21 protein-coding genes are annotated in these 17,568 nt (G+C 58.3%); 8 read left to right on the top strand and 13 right to left on the bottom strand.

What is annotated here, in order from left to right; all coding sequences use genetic code 11:
- The first annotated feature begins 7 nt into the window (after window positions 1-7).
- On the top strand, window positions 8-1,951 hold the full coding sequence (gene cpdB, locus L2I46_RS24850) for a 2',3'-cyclic-nucleotide 2'-phosphodiesterase (protein ID WP_101862391.1): 1,944 nt from the start codon (window positions 8-10) through the stop codon (window positions 1,949-1,951).
- A gap of 128 nt (window positions 1,952-2,079) precedes the next feature.
- Here cpdB and L2I46_RS24845 read toward each other — a convergent pair whose 3' ends face one another.
- Complete coding sequence (locus L2I46_RS24845) at window positions 2,080-2,451, bottom strand: winged helix-turn-helix transcriptional regulator (RefSeq protein ID WP_032429258.1); 372 nt, start codon at window positions 2,449-2,451, stop codon at window positions 2,080-2,082.
- A 90-nt stretch (window positions 2,452-2,541) separates the two neighbouring features.
- On the opposite strand from L2I46_RS24845, the gene L2I46_RS24840 reads away from it, so the two are divergent.
- From L2I46_RS24840 to ytfE, 4 genes are all read left to right on the top strand, one after another.
- Window positions 2,542-3,390, top strand: a complete 849-nt coding sequence (locus tag L2I46_RS24840) for an SDR family oxidoreductase (protein WP_023291734.1) — start codon at window positions 2,542-2,544, stop codon at window positions 3,388-3,390.
- Between the two features lie 78 nt (window positions 3,391-3,468).
- Entirely contained in the window at window positions 3,469-4,293 is an 825-nt protein-coding gene (locus L2I46_RS24835) for an AraC family transcriptional regulator (RefSeq protein WP_023291733.1), read from the top strand.
- Window positions 4,294-4,368: 75 nt separating this feature from the next.
- Window positions 4,369-5,340: a DMT family transporter gene (locus L2I46_RS24830; protein WP_151819874.1), complete on the top strand. Its 972-nt coding sequence runs from the start codon at window positions 4,369-4,371 to the stop codon at window positions 5,338-5,340.
- Window positions 5,341-5,422: 82 nt separating this feature from the next.
- Window positions 5,423-6,085 (top strand): iron-sulfur cluster repair protein YtfE, encoded by a 663-nt coding sequence (gene ytfE / locus L2I46_RS24825; protein ID WP_032454637.1) that lies wholly within the window; start codon window positions 5,423-5,425, stop codon window positions 6,083-6,085.
- A 104-nt stretch (window positions 6,086-6,189) separates the two neighbouring features.
- Here the strand turns inward: ytfE and cycA are convergent, their stop codons facing one another.
- Together cycA and fklB are read right to left on the bottom strand one after the other, a co-directional pair.
- Window positions 6,190-7,593 carry a D-serine/D-alanine/glycine transporter gene (gene cycA / locus L2I46_RS24820; RefSeq protein ID WP_023291730.1) on the bottom strand — a complete coding sequence of 468 codons (1,404 nt, stop codon included), beginning with the start codon at window positions 7,591-7,593 and terminating at the stop codon, window positions 6,190-6,192.
- Between the two features lie 305 nt (window positions 7,594-7,898).
- Window positions 7,899-8,519, bottom strand: coding sequence for an FKBP-type peptidyl-prolyl cis-trans isomerase (gene fklB, locus L2I46_RS24815; protein WP_002886687.1), 621 nt, complete (start codon window positions 8,517-8,519; stop codon window positions 7,899-7,901).
- A gap of 219 nt (window positions 8,520-8,738) precedes the next feature.
- Here fklB and L2I46_RS24810 point away from each other — a divergent pair, with 219 nt between their 5' ends.
- Window positions 8,739-9,413 (top strand): LysM-like peptidoglycan-binding domain-containing protein, encoded by a 675-nt coding sequence (locus L2I46_RS24810; RefSeq protein ID WP_023291729.1) that lies wholly within the window; start codon window positions 8,739-8,741, stop codon window positions 9,411-9,413.
- Window positions 9,414-9,521: 108 nt separating this feature from the next.
- Here the strand turns inward: L2I46_RS24810 and rplI are convergent, their stop codons facing one another.
- From rplI to rpsF, 4 genes are read right to left on the bottom strand one after another with little or no spacing between them, the layout of a single operon-like run.
- Window positions 9,522-9,971 (bottom strand): 50S ribosomal protein L9, encoded by a 450-nt coding sequence (gene rplI / locus L2I46_RS24805; protein ID WP_004206464.1) that lies wholly within the window; start codon window positions 9,969-9,971, stop codon window positions 9,522-9,524.
- Between the two features lie 41 nt (window positions 9,972-10,012).
- Window positions 10,013-10,240 (bottom strand): 30S ribosomal protein S18, encoded by a 228-nt coding sequence (gene rpsR, locus L2I46_RS24800; protein ID WP_000135199.1) that lies wholly within the window; start codon window positions 10,238-10,240, stop codon window positions 10,013-10,015.
- 4 nt (window positions 10,241-10,244) lie between these two features.
- Window positions 10,245-10,559, bottom strand: a complete 315-nt coding sequence (priB, locus tag L2I46_RS24795; RefSeq protein WP_002885722.1) for a primosomal replication protein N — start codon at window positions 10,557-10,559, stop codon at window positions 10,245-10,247.
- Window positions 10,560-10,564: 5 nt separating this feature from the next.
- On the bottom strand, window positions 10,565-10,960 hold the full coding sequence (gene rpsF / locus L2I46_RS24790; RefSeq protein ID WP_008807174.1) for a 30S ribosomal protein S6: 396 nt from the start codon (window positions 10,958-10,960) through the stop codon (window positions 10,565-10,567).
- A gap of 341 nt (window positions 10,961-11,301) precedes the next feature.
- Between rpsF and L2I46_RS24785 the strand changes: the two genes are divergently transcribed.
- Both L2I46_RS24785 and L2I46_RS24780 read left to right on the top strand, forming a co-directional pair.
- Window positions 11,302-11,577 carry a DUF1471 domain-containing protein gene (locus L2I46_RS24785; protein WP_004206463.1) on the top strand — a complete coding sequence of 92 codons (276 nt, stop codon included), beginning with the start codon at window positions 11,302-11,304 and terminating at the stop codon, window positions 11,575-11,577.
- Between the two features lie 149 nt (window positions 11,578-11,726).
- Complete coding sequence (locus L2I46_RS24780) at window positions 11,727-12,920, top strand: MFS transporter (RefSeq protein WP_072421240.1); 1,194 nt, start codon at window positions 11,727-11,729, stop codon at window positions 12,918-12,920.
- A gap of 63 nt (window positions 12,921-12,983) precedes the next feature.
- On the opposite strand, the gene L2I46_RS24775 is transcribed toward L2I46_RS24780, so the two are convergent.
- The 6 genes from L2I46_RS24775 to ulaA are packed head-to-tail and all read right to left on the bottom strand — an operon-like array spanning window position 12,984 to window position 17,393.
- Window positions 12,984-13,670, bottom strand: coding sequence for an L-ribulose-5-phosphate 4-epimerase (locus L2I46_RS24775; protein WP_085551705.1), 687 nt, complete (start codon window positions 13,668-13,670; stop codon window positions 12,984-12,986).
- Window positions 13,670-14,524, bottom strand: a complete 855-nt coding sequence (locus tag L2I46_RS24770) for an L-ribulose-5-phosphate 3-epimerase (protein ID WP_048336491.1) — start codon at window positions 14,522-14,524, stop codon at window positions 13,670-13,672. Before L2I46_RS24770 ends, L2I46_RS24775 begins: the two co-directional genes overlap by 1 nt.
- A gap of 9 nt (window positions 14,525-14,533) precedes the next feature.
- Complete coding sequence (ulaD, locus tag L2I46_RS24765; RefSeq protein WP_023291725.1) at window positions 14,534-15,184, bottom strand: 3-keto-L-gulonate-6-phosphate decarboxylase UlaD; 651 nt, start codon at window positions 15,182-15,184, stop codon at window positions 14,534-14,536.
- Window positions 15,185-15,197: 13 nt separating this feature from the next.
- On the bottom strand, window positions 15,198-15,665 hold the full coding sequence (gene ulaC, locus L2I46_RS24760; protein WP_023319570.1) for a PTS ascorbate transporter subunit IIA: 468 nt from the start codon (window positions 15,663-15,665) through the stop codon (window positions 15,198-15,200).
- Between the two features lie 9 nt (window positions 15,666-15,674).
- The gene (gene ulaB, locus L2I46_RS24755; RefSeq protein WP_023291723.1) at window positions 15,675-15,980 is read right to left on the bottom strand and encodes a PTS ascorbate transporter subunit IIB; all 306 of its coding nucleotides are present in this window, start codon (window positions 15,978-15,980) and stop codon (window positions 15,675-15,677) included.
- Window positions 15,981-15,992: 12 nt separating this feature from the next.
- Complete coding sequence (gene ulaA, locus L2I46_RS24750) at window positions 15,993-17,393, bottom strand: PTS ascorbate transporter subunit IIC (protein ID WP_023291722.1); 1,401 nt, start codon at window positions 17,391-17,393, stop codon at window positions 15,993-15,995.
- Between the last annotated feature and the right edge of the window lie 175 nt (window positions 17,394-17,568).

Raw genomic sequence — 17,568 nt, 5'->3', positions numbered from 1 at the left:
GCCTCTGATGATTAAGTTTAGCGCAACGCTCCTGGCCACGCTGATCGCCGCCAGCGTCAGCGCCGCAACGGTCGACCTGCGGATCATGGAAACCACCGATCTGCACAGCAATATGATGGACTTTGACTATTACAAAGATGCCGCCACGGAGAAATTCGGCCTGGTGCGTACCGCCACCCTGATCGAACAGGCGCGGGCAGAAGCGAAAAACAGCGTACTGGTGGATAACGGGGATGTGATCCAGGGGAGCCCGCTGGGCGACTACATGGCCGCTAAGGGGCTAAAAGAGGGCGATGTTCATCCGGTGTATAAGGCGATGAACACCCTGAATTATGCCGTCGGCAACCTGGGCAACCATGAATTCAACTACGGCCTCGACTTCCTGCACAGAGCGCTGGCCGGGGCGAAATTCCCCTACGTGAACGCCAATATCATCGATGCCAAAACCGGCAAACCGCTGTTCACCCCCTACCTGATCCAGGACACCCCGGTTCAGGACAGCGACGGTCAATCCCATACCCTGCGCATCGGCTATATCGGCTTTGTGCCGCCGCAGATCATGACCTGGGATAAAGCCAATCTTAGCGGCAAAGTGACGGTCAACGACATTACCGAAACCGCGCGCAAATATATCCCGGAGATGCGGGCGAAAGGCGCTGACGTGGTCGTGGTGGTCGCGCACTCCGGCCTCTCCGCCGACCCGTATCAGGCGATGGCCGAGAACTCGGTCTACTACTTAAGCCAGGTGCCCGGCATTGACGCCATCATGTTCGGCCACGCCCACGCGGTGTTCCCCGGCAAAGACTTCGCCAACATTAAAGGCGCGGATATCGCCAGAGGGACGCTGAACGGCGTGCCGGCGGTAATGCCGGGAATGTGGGGCGATCACCTCGGGGTGGTCGATCTGGTGCTGAACAACGACAGCGGAAAATGGCAGGTGACTCAGAGTAAAGCGGAAGCGCGGCCAATCTACGACGCGGTGGCGAAGAAATCGCTGGCGGCGGAAGACGGCAAGCTGGTGGCGGTGCTGAAAGCCGATCACGACGCCACTCGCGAGTTCGTCAGTCAGCCGATCGGCAAGTCCGCCGACAACATGTACAGCTATCTGGCGCTGGTGCAGGACGACCCGACGGTGCAGGTGGTCAACATGGCGCAAAAAGCCTACGTCGAACACTACATTCAGGGCGACCCGGACCTGGCGAAACTGCCGGTGCTCTCCGCCGCCGCGCCGTTTAAAGTCGGCGGGCGTAAAAACGATCCGGCGAGCTTCGTGGAAGTGGAAAAAGGCCAGCTCACCTTCCGCAACGCCGCCGACCTCTATCTCTACCCCAACACCCTGGTGGTGATGAAGGTCAGCGGGAAGGAGGTCAAGGAGTGGCTGGAGTGCTCCGCCGGGCAGTTTAACCAGATAGACCCGGCCAGCAGCAAGCCGCAGTCGCTGATCAACTGGGACGGCTTCCGCACCTATAACTTCGACGTGATTGACGGGGTGAACTACCAGATCGACGTCAGCCAGCCGGCCCGCTACGACGGCGAGTGCCAGATGATCCATCCGCAGGCAGAGCGCATCAAGGGCCTGACCTTCAATGGCAAACCTGTCGATCCGCAGGCCACTTTCCTGGTCGCCACCAATAACTATCGCGCTTACGGCGGTAAATTCGCCGGCACCGGCGAAAGCCATATCGCCTTTGCCTCACCGGATGAAAACCGTTCGGTGCTGGCGGCGTGGATTGGCGCGCAATCGAAGAAGGATGGCGCGATCCATCCGGCGGCGGATAACAACTGGCGCCTGGCGCCGATCCACAGTAAGACACCGCTGGATATTCGTTTTGAGACCTCGCCTGGCGACAAAGCCGCGGCGTTTATCAAAGAGAAAGCCCAGTATCCGATGCGCCAGGTGGCCGCCGATGATATCGGCTTCGCCATTTATCAGCTGGATTTGAGTCAGTAATGCCTGTTCCCCGGTGGCGCTGCGCTTACCGGGGCTACAAACCGGAGCTGACGGGTAGCCCGGATAAGGCGCCAGCCGCTATCCGGGTACATCTCCCCGGTGGCGGGGCTACAGGGAGTGATACATTTTCACTCCCCGTGGCTCGCCAGCACCGCGGGCAGATTAACCTCGATCCAGTCCGCCAGGGCGGCCACCTTATCGCTCACCTGCAGACCGAGCGGCGTCAGGCTATATTCAACGTGCGGCGGCACCACCGGATAAGAGACGCGGTCGATAAAACCATCCTGCTCCAGGGCCTGCAGCGACTGCGCCAGCATCTTTTCGCTGACCCCGCCCATTTTGCGCCGCAGATCGCTGAAGCGATGGGTCCCCTCGCGCAGCGCCACCAGAATCAACACGCCCCAACGGCTGGTGACATGTTTAAGCACATCGCGCGACGGGCACTGTTCCGCAAACAGATTGCCGTTGCGCAGTTTATCGCTCAGCGTCGGTTCGGCCATTTTCATACTTACCTTTTTGTACGTACTTACTAAAAGTTAGTTAAGGTGTTAGCTTACCACAACTGCCAATAAACACGAAGGAGAAGCCCCATGATCGCCCTTACCGGTGCCACCGGCCAGCTTGGCCACTACGTTCTGCAAGACCTGCTTAAAACCGTTCCTGCCAGCCAGATTGTGGCGATTGTCCGCAACCCGGCCAAAGCCCAGGCGCTCAGCCAGCAGGGCGTCGTCGTCCGCCAGGCCGACTATAGCGACGAAGCGGCATTGACCGCCGCGCTGCAGGGCGTGAATAAACTGCTGTTAATCTCCTCCAGCGAAGTCGGCCAGCGTGCCGTACAGCACCGCAACGTCATCAACGCCGCCAAAGCCGCTGGGGTGACATTCATCGCCTATACCAGCCTGCTGCACGCCGACACTTCGCCGCTGGGCCTGGCCGCAGAGCATATTGAAACCGAGCAGATGCTGGCCGACTCTGGCATCGCTTACGCCCTGCTGCGCAATGGCTGGTATACCGAAAACTATCTGGCCAGCGCGCCGCCGGCGCTGGAGCACGGCGTGTTTATCGGCGCCGCCGGCGAAGGTAAAATTGCCTCCGCTACCCGCGCGGATTATGCCGCCGCGGCCGCCCGCGTTATCGCCGGTGAAGGCCATGCAGGGAAAGTTTACGAACTGGCGGGCGATAACGCCTGGACGCTGAGCGACCTGGCTGCCGAGCTGAGCACGCACAGCGGGAAAAACGTGGTCTATCAGAACCTCAGCGAAGCCGACTTCGCCGCCGCGCTGAAAAGCGTCGGCCTGCCGGCGGGTCTGGCGGATATGCTGGCGGACTCCGACGTCGGCGCCTCGAAAGGCGGGCTGTTTGACGACAGCCACACCCTGAGTACATTGATTGGCCGTCCGACCACTTCCCTTGCCGAAAGCGTGAAAGGCATGCTGTAACCGTCCCTCTCAGCTTTTGCGGTTGCGTCCCGGCGGTTCCTCTCTCATATTGAAGAGATCAACCGTCGGGAGGCAGGCATGCAGGGCGTACCACCCCAATTTAGTGATGAAAAAGATCGTGCGCGCTTTCGCCATCTCGAACAGCTTCCCGGGGTGGAGCTTTACCACGCCCATATCTCTCGCTACGCCTTTGAACCCCATACTCACGAAGCCTTCGGCATCGGCGTGATTGAGCAAGGCGCCGAGCGCTTTCGCTACCGTGGCAGCCAGCATATCGCCGCCGCGAACGCTATTGTCACCATGAATCCCGACGAGCTGCACACCGGCGAAGCGGAAACCGCCGACGGCTGGCGCTACCGGATGATTTATCTGGAGCCGGACCGTCTGGAAGCCATCACCGGGGTGCGCGACTGGTGGTTCAGCGAGGTGGTCCGCGAGGATCCCCTGCGGTCCCGGCGGATTGGCCAGCTAATTTATGGCCTGTGGCACAGCGACGATGCGCTGGCCCAGCAGGGAATGCTGCTCGACCTCATCGACACCTTCCGCCCTCTGGCCCACCATGCCTCGGCGCAGGGCGAGACAGGACATCGCTTCGACCGCGTGCGCGACTACCTGCACGATAACTATATGCGCCCCATCACCCTCGACGAGCTGGCTCAGGTGGCGGCGCTTAGCCCGTACCACTTTCAGCGCCAGTTTAAAGCCCACTATCATGTGACGCCCCATCAGATGTTGATGGCCATCCGCCTGTGGCGCGCCAAGGCGTTTCTCACCCACGGCATGCCCGCCGCCGAAGTGGCGATAGCCGTCGGCCTTACCGACCAGTCTCACCTGACCCGCGCCTTCACCCAGCGTTACGGCATTACGCCGGTACGCTATCAGAAGCAGGTCGCCAGGCGCTGATGCGCAATCTCATACAATATTCCCGCCCGCCCTCCTTCTACACTGCAGACAACAGTGATGACAATGGATGCAATGATGATTAGTGGTGTGTTGTACGCCCTGCTGGCGGGGCTGATGTGGGGATTAATCTTTGTCGGGCCTTTGCTGGTGCCCGAGTATCCGGCGATGCTCCAGTCGATGGGACGCTATCTGGCGCTGGGTCTGATCGCCCTGCCGCTGGCATGGCTCGGGCGCGCGCGTTTGCGCCAGCTGAGCCGGAACGACTGGTGGACCGCGCTGGGTCTGACGATGATGGGAAATCTTATCTATTACGTCTGTCTGGCCAGCGCCATTCAGCGCACCGGGGCGCCGGTCTCCACCATGATTATCGGCACGCTGCCGGTGGTATTGCCGGTCTTCGCCAATCTGCTCTACAGCCAGCGCGACGGAAAGCTGCCGTGGCGGCGCCTGTTTCCGGCGCTGGTCTGCATCGCCGTCGGACTGATCTGCGTTAACGTCGCGGAACTGCGCCAGGGGTTGCCTGATTTTAGTCCGTGGCGCTACGGCTCCGGCATTGCGCTGGCGCTGGGGTCGGTGGTCTGCTGGGCCTGGTATGCGCTGCGCAACGCCCGCTGGCTGCGGGAGAATCCGCATCAACCGCCGATGATGTGGGCTACCGCTCAGGCGCTGGTGACGCTTCCGGTTTCGCTGGCCGGTTATCTCGCCGCCTGCGCCTGGCTGCACGGTCAGCAGGCCGGGTTCCCCCTGCCCTTCGGCCCGCGCCCGGCGGTGTTCATTATGCTGATGCTGGCCATCGCGGTGCTCTGCTCATGGGTCGGCGCGCTGTGCTGGAATATTGCCAGTCAACGGTTGCCGACGGTGATCCTCGGGCCGCTTATCGTTTTCGAAACCCTGGCCGGGCTACTGTATACCTTTCTGTTGCGGCAAAGTTTACCACCGCTGCTGACCCTGAGCGGTATCCTGATGCTGGTGCTCGGCGTGGTCTCCGCCGTACGCGCCAGGCCGGACAAACCGACGTTGCAACCGCTGACGGACGAAAAAAAGTAGCCAGGCCTCCTTAAGGGGTATTCCCTCGCCACAAAGATGCATTTAAAATGCATCTTATATTCCTGATGACGAGGTAACTGCTATGGCTTTCCGTGACCAACCTTTAGGCGAGCTGGCGCTGACCATCCCGCGCGCCTCCGCCCTGTTCCGTCAATACGATATGGACTACTGCTGCGGCGGCAAACAGACGCTGGCGCGCGCCGCATCGCGTAAAGCGCTGGATGTCGCGGTGATCGAAGCCGAGCTGGCGAAACTGGCCGAGCAGCCCGTCACCCACGACTGGCGCGCGGCGCCTCTCGCGGAGATTATCGACCATATCATCGTTCGCTATCATGATCGGCACCGCGAACAGCTGCCGGAGCTGATCCTGCAGGCCACCAAGGTGGAACGGGTCCATGCCGATAAACCGAACGTGCCGAAAGGGCTGACGAAGTACCTGACCATGCTGCAGCAGGAGCTCTCCAGCCACATGATGAAAGAGGAGCAGATCCTGTTCCCGATGATCAAACAGGGGATGGGCGCCCAGGCCGGGGGCCCCATCAGCGTGATGGAAAGCGAGCATGACGAAGCGGGTGAACTGCTGGAGGTGATCAAACATATCACCCATAACGTGACGCCGCCGCCGGAAGCGTGCACCACCTGGAAAGCGATGTATAACGGTATCAACGAGATGATTGACGATCTGATGGAGCACATCAGCCTGGAAAATAACGTGCTGTTCCCGCGTGCCCTCGCAGGAGAATAACGAAAAAGGCGCCCGCAGGCGCCCTCGACATTGTCCGTCTTATTTGGCCACTCCGGGTGGCCTTTTTTATGACGGTCCGTTGCAAGCAACGTTAAAATGCTCTTTTATTTCGCCAGACGCTTTTTGCCGGCAAACAGCCAGCCCGCACCCAGCAGAACGAACCACAGCGGGGTGACCATCAGCGCTTCACGGGTGTCATCTTCGAGGGTCAACAGCACCAGTACGAAGACGAAGAAGGCCATGCACACCCAGCACATTAATTTGCCCAGCGGCATCTTATATTTGGACTTCTCGTGCAGCTGCGGACGCTTTTTACGGTAGACCAGATAAGAGCAAAGGATAATGGTCCAGACGAACATGAACAGGATCGCCGACACCGTGGTGATCATGGTGAACGCGGCGATCACGCTCGGGTTGACCATCAGCATCACCACACCGCCCAGCAGGCACATGCAGGAGAAGGTTAAGCCCTTCGCCGGCACCGCACGCTTCGACAGCTTGGCGAACATCTTCGGCGCCTGACCATCCTGCGCCAGACCGAACAGCATACGGCTGGTGGAGAAGACACCGCTGTTGGCCGATGAGGCTGCGGAAGTCAGCACCACGAAGTTAATCAGGCTCGCCGCTGCCGGCAGACCGACCAGCACGAACAGCTCAACGAACGGGCTCTTGCTCGGCACCACAGAGCTCCACGGCGTCACCGACATAATCACAATCAGCGCGAAGACGTAGAACATAATGATACGCAGCGGGATGGAGTTAATCGCCCGCGGCAGGGATTTTTCCGGGTCTTTGGTTTCGGCCGCGGTGGTACCGACCAGCTCAATCCCCACGAAGGCGAATACCGCAATCTGGAAGCCGGCGAAGAAGCCGCTCAGCCCTTTCGGGAACCAGCCGCCGTCATTCCACAGATGCGCGAAAGAGGCTTCGACGCCGGTCGGCGATTTGAAATGCATCATGACCATCACCAGGCCGACCACGATCAGCGCCACGATGGCGACGATTTTGATCATCGCGAACCAGAACTCCATTTCGCCAAACATTTTGACGGTGGCAAGGTTCAGGCCCAGCAGCAGCAGGATCACCGCCAGCGACGCGACCCAGTCGGAGAGTCCGGGAAACCAGAACTGCGCGTAGGCGGTGATCGCCACCACGTCCGCCATCCCCGTCACCACCCAGCAGAACCAATAGGTCCAGCCGGTAAAGTAGCCCGCCCAGGGGCCCAGCAGATCGGCCGCAAAGTCGCTGAAGGATTTATATTCGAGGTTCGACAGCAGTAATTCGCCCATGGCTCGCATAACGAAAAACAGCATAAAACCGATAATCATATAAACAAAAATAATGGATGGCCCGGCAAGGCTGATGGTTTTGCCAGAACCCATAAATAATCCAGTGCCGATCGCCCCGCCAATTGCAATCAGCTGAATATGTCGGTTTGTGAGATTTCGCCGTAGCGATTGTTCAGTCGGCTCCTGCTCGACAGCAGCGACTTTAACCTGATCTACCATGTGATTTCTTCCTGTTGTACCTATCTGTGTTGTTCAGGCTCTGATGGCCTGTCGTCTGTCATTAACCCCAGCAAGGGCTAGTCGATATTAGGTAAGAATCGGAGGGATGAATACTATGATTTAGATATAATGTTAATTTTATGTTTAAAGTGAGTGTTATATCACTCATCTAACGCGAAATAGCTCACAAAAATACACCCATACGCGATGAATGCAAAACATAATTCCAATTAATTTTTAACTTAAGGATTTTACGCTATTTTTGTGGCTTCCCCCGCCGCCGGGGAAGAGGAAGCCTCTGCTGTTTAGATAATATCCAGCAGTTCAACTTCGAAGATCAGGGTGCTGAACGGAGGGATCGACGCGCCAGCGCCGCGCTCGCCGTAGGCGAGGTTGTGCGGGATGGTCAGTTCCCATTTGGAACCTACCGGCATCAGGGTCAGCGCTTCAATCCAGCCGCCGATTACGCCGGTCACCGGGAACTCTGCCGGTTCGCCGCGAGCGACGGAGCTGTCGAAGACGGTGCCGTCGATCAGTTTACCGGTGTAGTGCACGCGTACGCGGTCGGTACGGGCCGGGATCGGACCTTCGCCCTGGGTCAGCACGCGGAACTGCAGACCGGACTCGGTGCTGTTCACACCCTCTTTCTCGCGGTTTTCATCAAGGTATTTCTGGCCGTCAGCGGCCATCGCCTGGAAACGCTCGCGACGCACGGCGTCGGCGCGCTCGTGGATTTCACGCAGCGCACGGTGGACGGCTTCTACCGGCACCTGCGGCTGGTTACCTTCCAGCGCATCGGCGATACCCGCCACCAACGCTTCCGGCAGCAGCCCCTGCAGGCCGGATTCGCTCAGCTGTTGTCCAACCTGCAAGCCGATACCGTAACTTGCCTGCGCTTCGATAGTGTCAAAAGTTGGGGTTGCCATCTTTGTTCCTTTTTTGGGTGATAAACATCAAGAGAAAAGCGTCCGGAAGCATAACAGCCATAGCGAAATGGGTAAAACTTTGTCGGCGGATGATGACAAATCTCAGCGAAAAAGAAACAATAGGCGGCATCAGGTTAACTTCACTTTGTTCCGGTCATCAGGACGTTAGCCATCTATACTCATAGGCAGGATAAAAATATGCGGAGCAGGAGGAAAGCCATGCCCGGGCGCTTTGAACTGACATCTACCCTGGCGAAAATCTGGCACGCCCCGGATCATTTTCGCCTCCTGGACCCACTGCCCCCGATGCACCGCCGGGGAATTATCGCTGGCTTCCTGTTGGTGATTATCGGCATTCTGCTTCCCTCAGACGATAGCCAAAACCCGGCGTCCACCAGCCGTGAAGCAAACCTGAATCTGCAGTCGCAGTCCCAGCCGCAAGCTGGCGGCAATCAGGCCGTTCCCCTGCCGCCGATCACCAATACGCCTACCGTGAGCGATGCCGACCAGATGGCGCCGGTCGCCCCGGAGCCGATTCAGGATGAGCAGCCGGATCAGGCGCAGACGCAGCAGCCCGCCGCCTCCCAGCCCTATCAATCCTCATCGCAGCAGTCCGCGCCGGGCATTGAGCAGCAATGGCGGACCTATCGCATCGAGTCAGGCAAAACCCTGGCCCAGCTGTTCCGCGATCATGGGCTGCCGGCCACCGACGTTTACGCCATGGCGCAGGTTGAAGGCGCAGGTAAACCATTAAGCACGTTGCAGAGCGGACAGACGGTGCAGATTCGGCAGAACGCCAACGGCGTGGTCACCGGGCTCACTATTGATACCGGCAACGGCCAGCAGGTGCTGTTTACCCGCCAGTCGAACGGCAGCTTTGTGCGTGCGCGCTAGCAGCGAAGACGACAGCGAGCGTTACGCCGCCGCAAAATGAAAGGCGCTAAAAAGCAAAACGCCGGCACAAGGCCGGCGATTTGTTGTTACCAGAACGTCAGAGGCCGATTACTCAGCAACCACGTTGATGATAACTTTAGCGAAAACTTCGCTGTGAACCTGGAAGTCCACTTCGTGCTCGCCAACGTTACGCAGAACGCCGTTCGGCAGGCGAACTTCGCTCTTAGCAACTTTAACGCCTGCTGCAGTGACAGCGTCAGCGATGTCGCGAGTACCGATGGAACCGAACAGTTTACCTTCGTCGCCAGCTTTAGACGCGATGGTTACGGATTCCAGGGCGTTGATCTGCGCAGCACGAGCTTCAGCAGCTGCCAGAACGTCAGCCAGTTTGGCTTCCAGTTCAGCGCGACGTGCTTCGAAGAATTCAACGTTTTTCTTGGTAGCAGGAACAGCTTTACCCTGCGGGACCAGGAAGTTACGAGCATAGCCCGCTTTAACGTTAACCTGATCACCCAGGCTACCCAGGTTTGCTACTTTATCAAGCAGAATAACTTGCATTACCTTATCCTCTCAAAGTCGTATTAATGGACCGTGACCGATTACTGATGACGATCAGTGTACGGCAGCAGGGACAGGTAGCGAGCGCGTTTGATAGCGCGAGCCAGCTGACGCTGGTATTTTGCACGGGTACCGGTGATACGGCTCGGGACAATCTTACCGCTTTCGGTGATGTAGTTTTTCAGCGTAGCGATATCTTTATAGTCGATCTCTTGAACGCCTTCCGCGGTGAAACGGCAGAACTTGCGACGACGGAAATAACGTGCCATATGGCTAGTCTCCAGAATCTATCAATTCAATCTGCTCGGCATGCAGAACCATTTTGCTCAAGCCGTTCTTTGCCTTATGGCAAGAGATGAACCCTCGAACGGTTACTGCGCTACCGACCGTTATACTGTGAGTAATGGCCTGGTTCTCGTGACCGCTAATAATAACGGGCATTTGACACCATGCCTGCCGGTGAAAACCGGCTTCCTCCTGCACTGAACGATGCTCAAGCACGAACTGGCAGTGAGGAATTCCTGACGGGCTGACCTTACGAAGTGGAGTCCTGCAAATAATGCCGGACAGCTCCAGACGGTTGGTCATCAGGATTACTCTTCAGAATCCCCAGCTTCAGAATCATCTGCGGTTTCGTTGGCGAAATCTTCGCGACGCTCACGGCGCTCGTCTTTCGCTTTAACCATCGGAGATGCTTCGGTAACAGCGTGCTTAGTACGCATTACCATGCTGCGGATAACGGCGTCGTTGAAGCGGAAGTTAGTTTCCAGCTCATCGATCGCTTCCTGCGGCGCTTCAACGTTCAGCAGAACGTAGTGAGCTTTGTGCAGTTTGTTGATCGGATAAGCCAGCTGACGGCGGCCCCAGTCTTCCAGACGGTGGATCGTACCTGCTGCTGCAGTGATTGCACCAGTGTAACGTTCGATCATGCCCGGAACCTGTTCGCTCTGGTCAGGATGGACCATAAAAACGATTTCGTAATGACGCATCGAATTGCTCCTTACGGATTATTCAGCCTCCTGTCTGGGTCAGCCGCGGCCCATGGAGGCAAGGAACGTGTTAAAGGGCGGCTGAAAAATTGACGCGTCATTCTAATGGCGGCCCCCCAGGAACACAAGCGCATTTGCACAAATAATTCGCACTAAGCGCCAAGTGGCGCTAAGTGGGTGATTTAAAATTAACCAGCAAAGGAAGCGGCATTTTTTTGAACAACTGCATCAGAAAAGGTCGCGATACGCCGTTCAATCAGCGATTACACTTAAATCAGAAACCCAATGACCACAGGAGAGCCCCGAGTCAGCGTCAGGACTGTCAGTCAGGAGCGTAGTATATGAAACTGAAAATCATCGCCATGATGGCTGCGCTTTTCTTCAGCGCCAACGCGTTGGCAGCTATCCAAATCACCGAACGACAGGCCCGCAACATGGACGATGTGCAGAGCCTCGGCGTTATCTATATCAATCACAATATGGCCACTGAGCACGAGGCCGAACAGGCCCTTAGCCAGTTGAGCGATGCGCAGGGGGCGAAATATTTTCAGCCCATCCTGATGCACGAACCAGAAACCAACGGCCCGCTTCGCGCCAGCGCGGTGATTTACCGCTAATGTCGGGCCCATTCTTCGCCTCTCCTCGCGAGGGGCGAAGCAAGGCCAGTGGCTAAACGCAATTGAGAATAATTTTATAAATCAACTTATCAGCGTCATCGCAACCTGATTTAATCATCAGTCTATTTTTTGATAATCAGGAGTAATGGATGGTTCCGCGTTTCGCCACCTTAGGCCGCATCCCCAAAGGCGTTTGGGTACTCGGCGGCGTCAGCCTGCTGATGGATGTGTCGTCCGAGATGATCCACAGTCTCTTACCGCTGTTTATGGCCACCACCCTCGGCGCCAGCGTGATTATCATCGGTCTTATCGAGGGGCTGGCGGAAGCCACCGCCCTGATCCTGAAAATCTTCTCCGGCGCGATCAGCGACTACGTCGGTAAGCGCAAAGGGCTGGCGCTGCTGGGCTACGGCCTGGGCGCGCTCAGCAAGCCGCTGTTTGCCATCGCCCCGACCGCCGGCGTGGTGTTTAGCGCCCGCATGATCGACCGCGTAGGCAAAGGCATTCGCGGCGCGCCGCGCGACGCGCTGGTCGCCGACGTCACCCCACCGGAGATCCGCGGCGCCGCCTACGGGCTACGTCAGGCGCTGGATACCGTTGGCGCCTTTCTCGGCCCGCTGCTGGCGGTGCTGCTGATGTTTATGTGGGCCAACGATTTTCACGCTATATTCTGGGTGGCGGTTATTCCCGCCGTGCTCTCTATTCTCCTGCTGGGTTTTGGCCTGCAGGAGCCAAAATCCGCCATCGACCATCAACGCAGTAATCCGCTGAAGCGCGAAAATCTGCAAAAGCTCTCCGCCGCCTACTGGTGGGTGGTCGCCATCGGCAGCATCTTCACCCTCGCCCGCTTCAGCGAAGCCTTTCTGGTGCTGCGCGCCCAGCAGATGGAGATCCCGCTGTTTACCATTCCGCTGGTGATGGTGGCGATGAACCTGGTCTACAGCGTTACGGCCTACCCGTTCGGCAAGCTCTCTGACAGCATGAGCCACAGCAAACTGCTGCAGTGGGGACTGCTGGTGCTGATCCTCGCCGATATCGTGCTGGCCCTCAGCGCCCACTGGAGCACGCTGCTGGTCGGGGTCGCGCTGTGGGGAATTCACATGGGGATGACCCAGGGGCTGCTGGCGGCGATGGTCGCCCATACGGCGCCGCCGGCGCTACGCGGCACGGCGTTCGGTATGTTCAACCTGATGAGCGGTCTGGCGCTGTTGCTGGCCAGTACCGGCGCAGGCGTGCTGTGGGAAACCTTCGGCGCCGCTTCGACGTTTTACGCTGGCGCGATAATTTGCGTGGTCACGCTCATCGGCATGCGCGCTATGCCGTCGGCTTATCGTCAGGGCTAAAAAACGGCTCCGGGGCCAGACCAGTTGCTTCACCGTGACGGTGAAAGCCCCGGAGCGCGTCGTTTACTTCTGCCCGTAGTAGGCGTTCGGCCCGTGTTTACGCAGAAAATGTTTTTCCATCAGCCAGCTGTCAATCGGCTGCAGCCGCGGATTAATGCCGCGGGCAATCCACGCCATGCGTGCCACCTCTTCCATCACAACCGCATTGTGCACCGCCTCGTGGGCGTCTTTCCCCCAGGAGAACGGCCCGTGCTGATAGACGACGATCGCCGGCGTATGCAACGGGTTTGCCTCGCCCAGGGTTTCGATAATCACCTTCCCGGTGTTCAGCTCGTAGGCCTCATCCACCTCCTGCGCGCTAAGCGCCCGGGTGCAAGGGATATCACCGAAAAAGTAGTCCGCATGGGTGGTGCCGAGCGCCGGGATCGCCAGCCCCGCCTGCGCCCAGGCGGTAGCGTGCGTCGAATGGGTATGCACCACCCCGCCAAGGCCGGGATAACGGCGATAGAGCGCCAGATGGGTAGCGGTATCAGAGGAGGGACGCCAGCGCCCTTCCACCACGTTGCCCTGCAGATCGACCACCGTCATGTCATCGACGGTCATGGCGTCGTAGGCCACGCCGCTGGGTTTGATCACCACCAGCCCGCGCTGCCGGTCAATCGCGCTGACATTGCCCCAGGTGAAGGTCACCAGGCCGTATCGGGGCAGATCCCTGTTGGCCTCGAACACCTGCTGTTTCAGTTGTTGCATTACGCCGCCTCCATCAGTCCGGCGCGGACCATCCGCGCTTTCACCCAGTCGCGCGCCTTCGCCACTTCCGCTAGCGGATCCGCGCTGGTTTCGCTCCACATCTCAATCAGATACGGGCCGCAGTAGCCGGTCTGTTTGAGAGTTTCGAAGCAGCGTTCAAAATCGACGACCCCTTCGCCGAACGGCACGTTTTTAAAGACGCCGGGCCGGGTATCTTTGACGTGCACCGCCACGATGTGCCCCATGCCGGCCTGCAGCTCCATCTGGACGTCGTTATCCCACGCCGACAGATTGCCGATGTCGGGATAAAGCTGGAACCACGGATTATTCAGGTAATGGGCGTAGCCCAGCGCTTTGCTGATCGAGTTCATCAGCGGGTAGTCCATAATTTCCATCGCCAGGGTTACCTGGGCCCGGCTGGCCAGTTCGACGCTCTCTTTCAGACCATCGCGAAAGCGACGCCGCGTCTCATCGTTCGCCTGCTGGTAATAGACGTCGTAACCTGCCAGCTGGATCACCCGGATCCCGACATCCTGCGCCAGCTGGATGGCTTTGCGCATGATTTCCAGCCCCTGACGACGCACCGCGTCGTCTTCGCTACCCAGAGGAAAACGGCGATGGGCGCTCAGGCACATTGATGGCACCCGGACGCCGGTTTCGGCCACCGCCTTGACCAGCGCCAGACGCTGCTCCGGGCTCCAGTCCAGCCGCGCAAGACGAGCGTCCGTTTCATCGAGAGACATTTCCACAAAATCAAAGCCTAGCGCTTTCGCCAGCTGCAGCCGCTCCAGCCAGCACTCCCCGGCGGGGAGCGCTTTTTCATAGATGCCGAGCGGAATTTGTTTCGCCAACATAGCCGCTCCTTAACCCCACAGCTGGGCGATAGAGCGTTTAAACTGGCGCGCCGCTTCCACCGGTGAAGCGGCATCGCGGATGCTACGCCCGGCAATAAAGACGTGGATGGGGATGCCGGCGAACAGCGGCAGGTCTTCCAGCGCCAGGCCGCCGGTGACGGTTACTTTGAAGCCCATATCGGACAGACGCTTAATCGCGCTGATATCCGCCTCGCTCCACGCCACGCCCGCCGCCTGCGCGTCGCGGCTGCGGTGGTAAACTACCTGCTGAATGCCCGCCTCGCGCCATGCCTGCGCCTGCTCCCAGGTCCAGAAGCCGGTTAGCTCAATTTGCACATCGCCGTTGAACTCTTTGGCGACATCCAGCGCCCCTTTGGCGGTGTTGATATCGGCGCAGCAGATCACCGTGACCCAGTCGGCGTTGGCTTCAAAGCACATCCGCGACAGGATCTTGCCGGCGTCGGCGATTTTGGCGTCCGCCAGCACGATTTTATGCGGATACAGCGCTTTCAGATCGCGCACCGCGCGCACGCCTTCCCCGACGCAAAGGATAGTGCCGACTTCAATGATATCCACCTCTTCGGCGATCAGACGGGTGGACTCGTAGGCGCTGGCCAGCGTTTGGTTGTCCAGTGCGACCTGCAACATAGGTAATGACATGATAGTGTTCCTTTTAAACAGCCGCCGCGGTGGCGTTTTTAATTAAATCCAGCACTTCCTGCTCGCTGCGGCAGGCGCGTAAACGGTCGAAATTGGCTTCATCATCAAACAGGTTAACGATCTGCATGATCCCCACCTCCTGGTGGGTGGTGGCGTCAACCGCCGCCATGGTGATCAGAATGTCGACCGGGTCGTTATCTTCATGGTTGAAAATCAGCGGTTTTTTCAGGGTCACCAGCGCAAAACCGGTTTTCCTGACGCCCTCTTCCGGCCGCCCGTGCGGCATCGCCAGCCCGGGGGCGATCACAAAATAGGGGCCGTGCTCGGCCACGCCGTCGAGAATGGCCTGGTAATAGCGCGGTTCCACGACGTCGGCGGCCACCAGCAGATCGACGCCGATTTTTACCGCCTCCTGCCAGGTTTCCGCTTCCGCCTGCAGGCGGATGGAGTGGTTCTGCGCCAGCGATTCATGGAGTTTCATGGCCGCTCCTTATTTCACGTCCTGCGGGAAGTGAGTTTTAATCACCTCCAGCAGCTTGGGACCGAAATCCGCCGGCGAAAGCATGTTACGCACGCCCACCACATGTTTATTACCGGAGACGGTAATCTCCCCCGCGATATGGGTTGAAGCGATGATGATATCCGCGCCGTTCAGCTCGCTTTTGTATTCACCTACCGCGCAGCTATTTACCGTGTGGTCGATGTTGGATTGCGTCAGGAACTGGTCCACCTTCATTTTCATGATCATGGAACTGCCTTGCCCGTTACCACACACAGCCAGAATACGTACGGTCATAATCAGAACTCCTTATTGGGCAGAGGCCTCTGCCAGTTGTTTTTCCGCGTCTTCCTCGGCACGCAGCGCGCGGCCGGCGAAGAACATATAAGCCAGTGCAATCAGGATGATGACGGCCATAAACGCCAGTCCGACGGTGGCGAAGCCCTGCATCATCGGCGGCGCCAGAATCGACCAGTCCGCCATTCCCATCCAGGCGCTCATGCCGGTGAGCTTCACTGCCCATACGCAACCGAAAATTTCAATCATGCCCATCACCAGGCAGATCTTGAGCGCCGCGCGCCAGCCGCCAAAGTGGTTGGCAAAGACGCCAATCGTCGCGTTGGAGAAGAACATCGGGATAAAGCCTGGAATAATCAGAATCGGGGAGCCGACGCCGACCAGAATGCCGACGGCAATCAACTGACCGATGGTGCCCCACATAAAGCCCCACACCACCGCATTCGGCGCGAAGCTATAGATGGCGGCGCAGTCGATCGCCAGCACCGCCCCAGGGATCAGGCGCTGCGAGATACCGTTGAAGGCTTCGGACAGCTCGGCGACGAACATCCGCACGCCCTGAGTGATGATGAAAATCGCCACCGCGAAGGAGAAACCGGTTTGCAGGATATAGACCGTCCAGTGGGTTTTACCCGCCATCGCCTGCACCACGTCAATGCCGAAAGAGAGCAGGATCGCACCAAAGAAGACGGTCATCACAATCGCGGTGGAAACGATGTTGTCGTGGAAGATGTTCAGCCAGCCAGGTAGCTTGAGGTCTTCGACGCTCTCCTCTTTTTTCCCCAGCCAGGGCGCCACTTTGTAGGCTATCCACGAGGCGAACTGCTGCTGGTGCCCGATAGAGAAGCCGCAGCCGTCGGTGACCAGCTGAGTAGGCTTGTACATCATATTGGAGGTAATGCCCCAGTAGAGTGACACCAGCACCGCCGTGCAGATGATGGTGGTCCACATGGAGTAGCCGAAGATAAACAACGAGACCGCAATCAGCCCCGCCTGCTGAAACATGATATGGCCCGTCAGCATGATGGTGCGGATGCCGGTAATCCGGCGCAGCAGGACGTAACAGATGTTTAGGGCCAGCGCCAGCAGCACCGCGTAGCCCACCCAGCTATAGGCCTCGCCCATCCGGTCGATGGTCGCCATCATCGAGGCATAGGTGTCAGAGATGGCGCCGTTAATGCCGTACACCTCTGACATTTTCGCCACCACCGGTTTAAAGGTGCTGGTGAGGATGCCGGAGCCGGCTTGTAACAGCATGAAACCGATAATGGTTTTGATGGTGCCTTTGATAATCACGCTGACGCTTTTACGCAGCAGGATATAGCCCAGGCAGGTCACGATACCCAACAGCAGCGGGGCATTGGTCATCACCTGATTAAAGAAAACGGTAAAGATGTTGTAGAGGATTGCCATAACACACTCCCGATGGTGAAGGCGCTGAACGCGCCTTACGCTCAGCATTTCTCGTTGCCCACTCTAATAATCAAAAATAATCACAACAAGATTGAATTTGATTAAATGTGACGCACGCCGCAATAAACCTTTCCTTCACTCAGGTTATTTCTATTCATTTATATCGAAACACAAA

The sequence above is a fragment of the Klebsiella sp. 2019SCSN059 genome (assembly GCF_021739525.1).
In the GTDB taxonomy this organism is placed as follows: domain Bacteria; phylum Pseudomonadota; class Gammaproteobacteria; order Enterobacterales; family Enterobacteriaceae; genus Klebsiella; species Klebsiella quasipneumoniae.
Note: the sequence above shows the minus strand (reverse complement) of the source record. Positions and strands in the feature narration are given on the sequence as shown.

Coding starts and splice junctions, on each gene's coding strand:
- cpdB (WP_101862391.1), top strand. CDS start 8: ATGATTAAGTTTAGCGCAACGCTCCTGGCCACGCTGATCGCCGCCAGC.
- L2I46_RS24845 (WP_032429258.1), bottom strand. CDS start 2,451: ATGGCCGAACCGACGCTGAGCGATAAACTGCGCAACGGCAATCTGTTT.
- L2I46_RS24840 (WP_023291734.1), top strand. CDS start 2,542: ATGATCGCCCTTACCGGTGCCACCGGCCAGCTTGGCCACTACGTTCTG.
- L2I46_RS24835 (WP_023291733.1), top strand. CDS start 3,469: ATGCAGGGCGTACCACCCCAATTTAGTGATGAAAAAGATCGTGCGCGC.
- L2I46_RS24830 (WP_151819874.1), top strand. CDS start 4,369: ATGATTAGTGGTGTGTTGTACGCCCTGCTGGCGGGGCTGATGTGGGGA.
- ytfE (WP_032454637.1), top strand. CDS start 5,423: ATGGCTTTCCGTGACCAACCTTTAGGCGAGCTGGCGCTGACCATCCCG.
- cycA (WP_023291730.1), bottom strand. CDS start 7,593: ATGGTAGATCAGGTTAAAGTCGCTGCTGTCGAGCAGGAGCCGACTGAA.
- fklB (WP_002886687.1), bottom strand. CDS start 8,519: ATGGCAACCCCAACTTTTGACACTATCGAAGCGCAGGCAAGTTACGGT.
- L2I46_RS24810 (WP_023291729.1), top strand. CDS start 8,739: ATGCCCGGGCGCTTTGAACTGACATCTACCCTGGCGAAAATCTGGCAC.
- rplI (WP_004206464.1), bottom strand. CDS start 9,971: ATGCAAGTTATTCTGCTTGATAAAGTAGCAAACCTGGGTAGCCTGGGT.
- rpsR (WP_000135199.1), bottom strand. CDS start 10,240: ATGGCACGTTATTTCCGTCGTCGCAAGTTCTGCCGTTTCACCGCGGAA.
- priB (WP_002885722.1), bottom strand. CDS start 10,559: ATGACCAACCGTCTGGAGCTGTCCGGCATTATTTGCAGGACTCCACTT.
- rpsF (WP_008807174.1), bottom strand. CDS start 10,960: ATGCGTCATTACGAAATCGTTTTTATGGTCCATCCTGACCAGAGCGAA.
- L2I46_RS24785 (WP_004206463.1), top strand. CDS start 11,302: ATGAAACTGAAAATCATCGCCATGATGGCTGCGCTTTTCTTCAGCGCC.
- L2I46_RS24780 (WP_072421240.1), top strand. CDS start 11,727: ATGGTTCCGCGTTTCGCCACCTTAGGCCGCATCCCCAAAGGCGTTTGG.
- L2I46_RS24775 (WP_085551705.1), bottom strand. CDS start 13,670: ATGCAACAACTGAAACAGCAGGTGTTCGAGGCCAACAGGGATCTGCCC.
- L2I46_RS24770 (WP_048336491.1), bottom strand. CDS start 14,524: ATGTTGGCGAAACAAATTCCGCTCGGCATCTATGAAAAAGCGCTCCCC.
- ulaD (WP_023291725.1), bottom strand. CDS start 15,184: ATGTCATTACCTATGTTGCAGGTCGCACTGGACAACCAAACGCTGGCC.
- ulaC (WP_023319570.1), bottom strand. CDS start 15,665: ATGAAACTCCATGAATCGCTGGCGCAGAACCACTCCATCCGCCTGCAG.
- ulaB (WP_023291723.1), bottom strand. CDS start 15,980: ATGACCGTACGTATTCTGGCTGTGTGTGGTAACGGGCAAGGCAGTTCC.
- ulaA (WP_023291722.1), bottom strand. CDS start 17,393: ATGGCAATCCTCTACAACATCTTTACCGTTTTCTTTAATCAGGTGATG.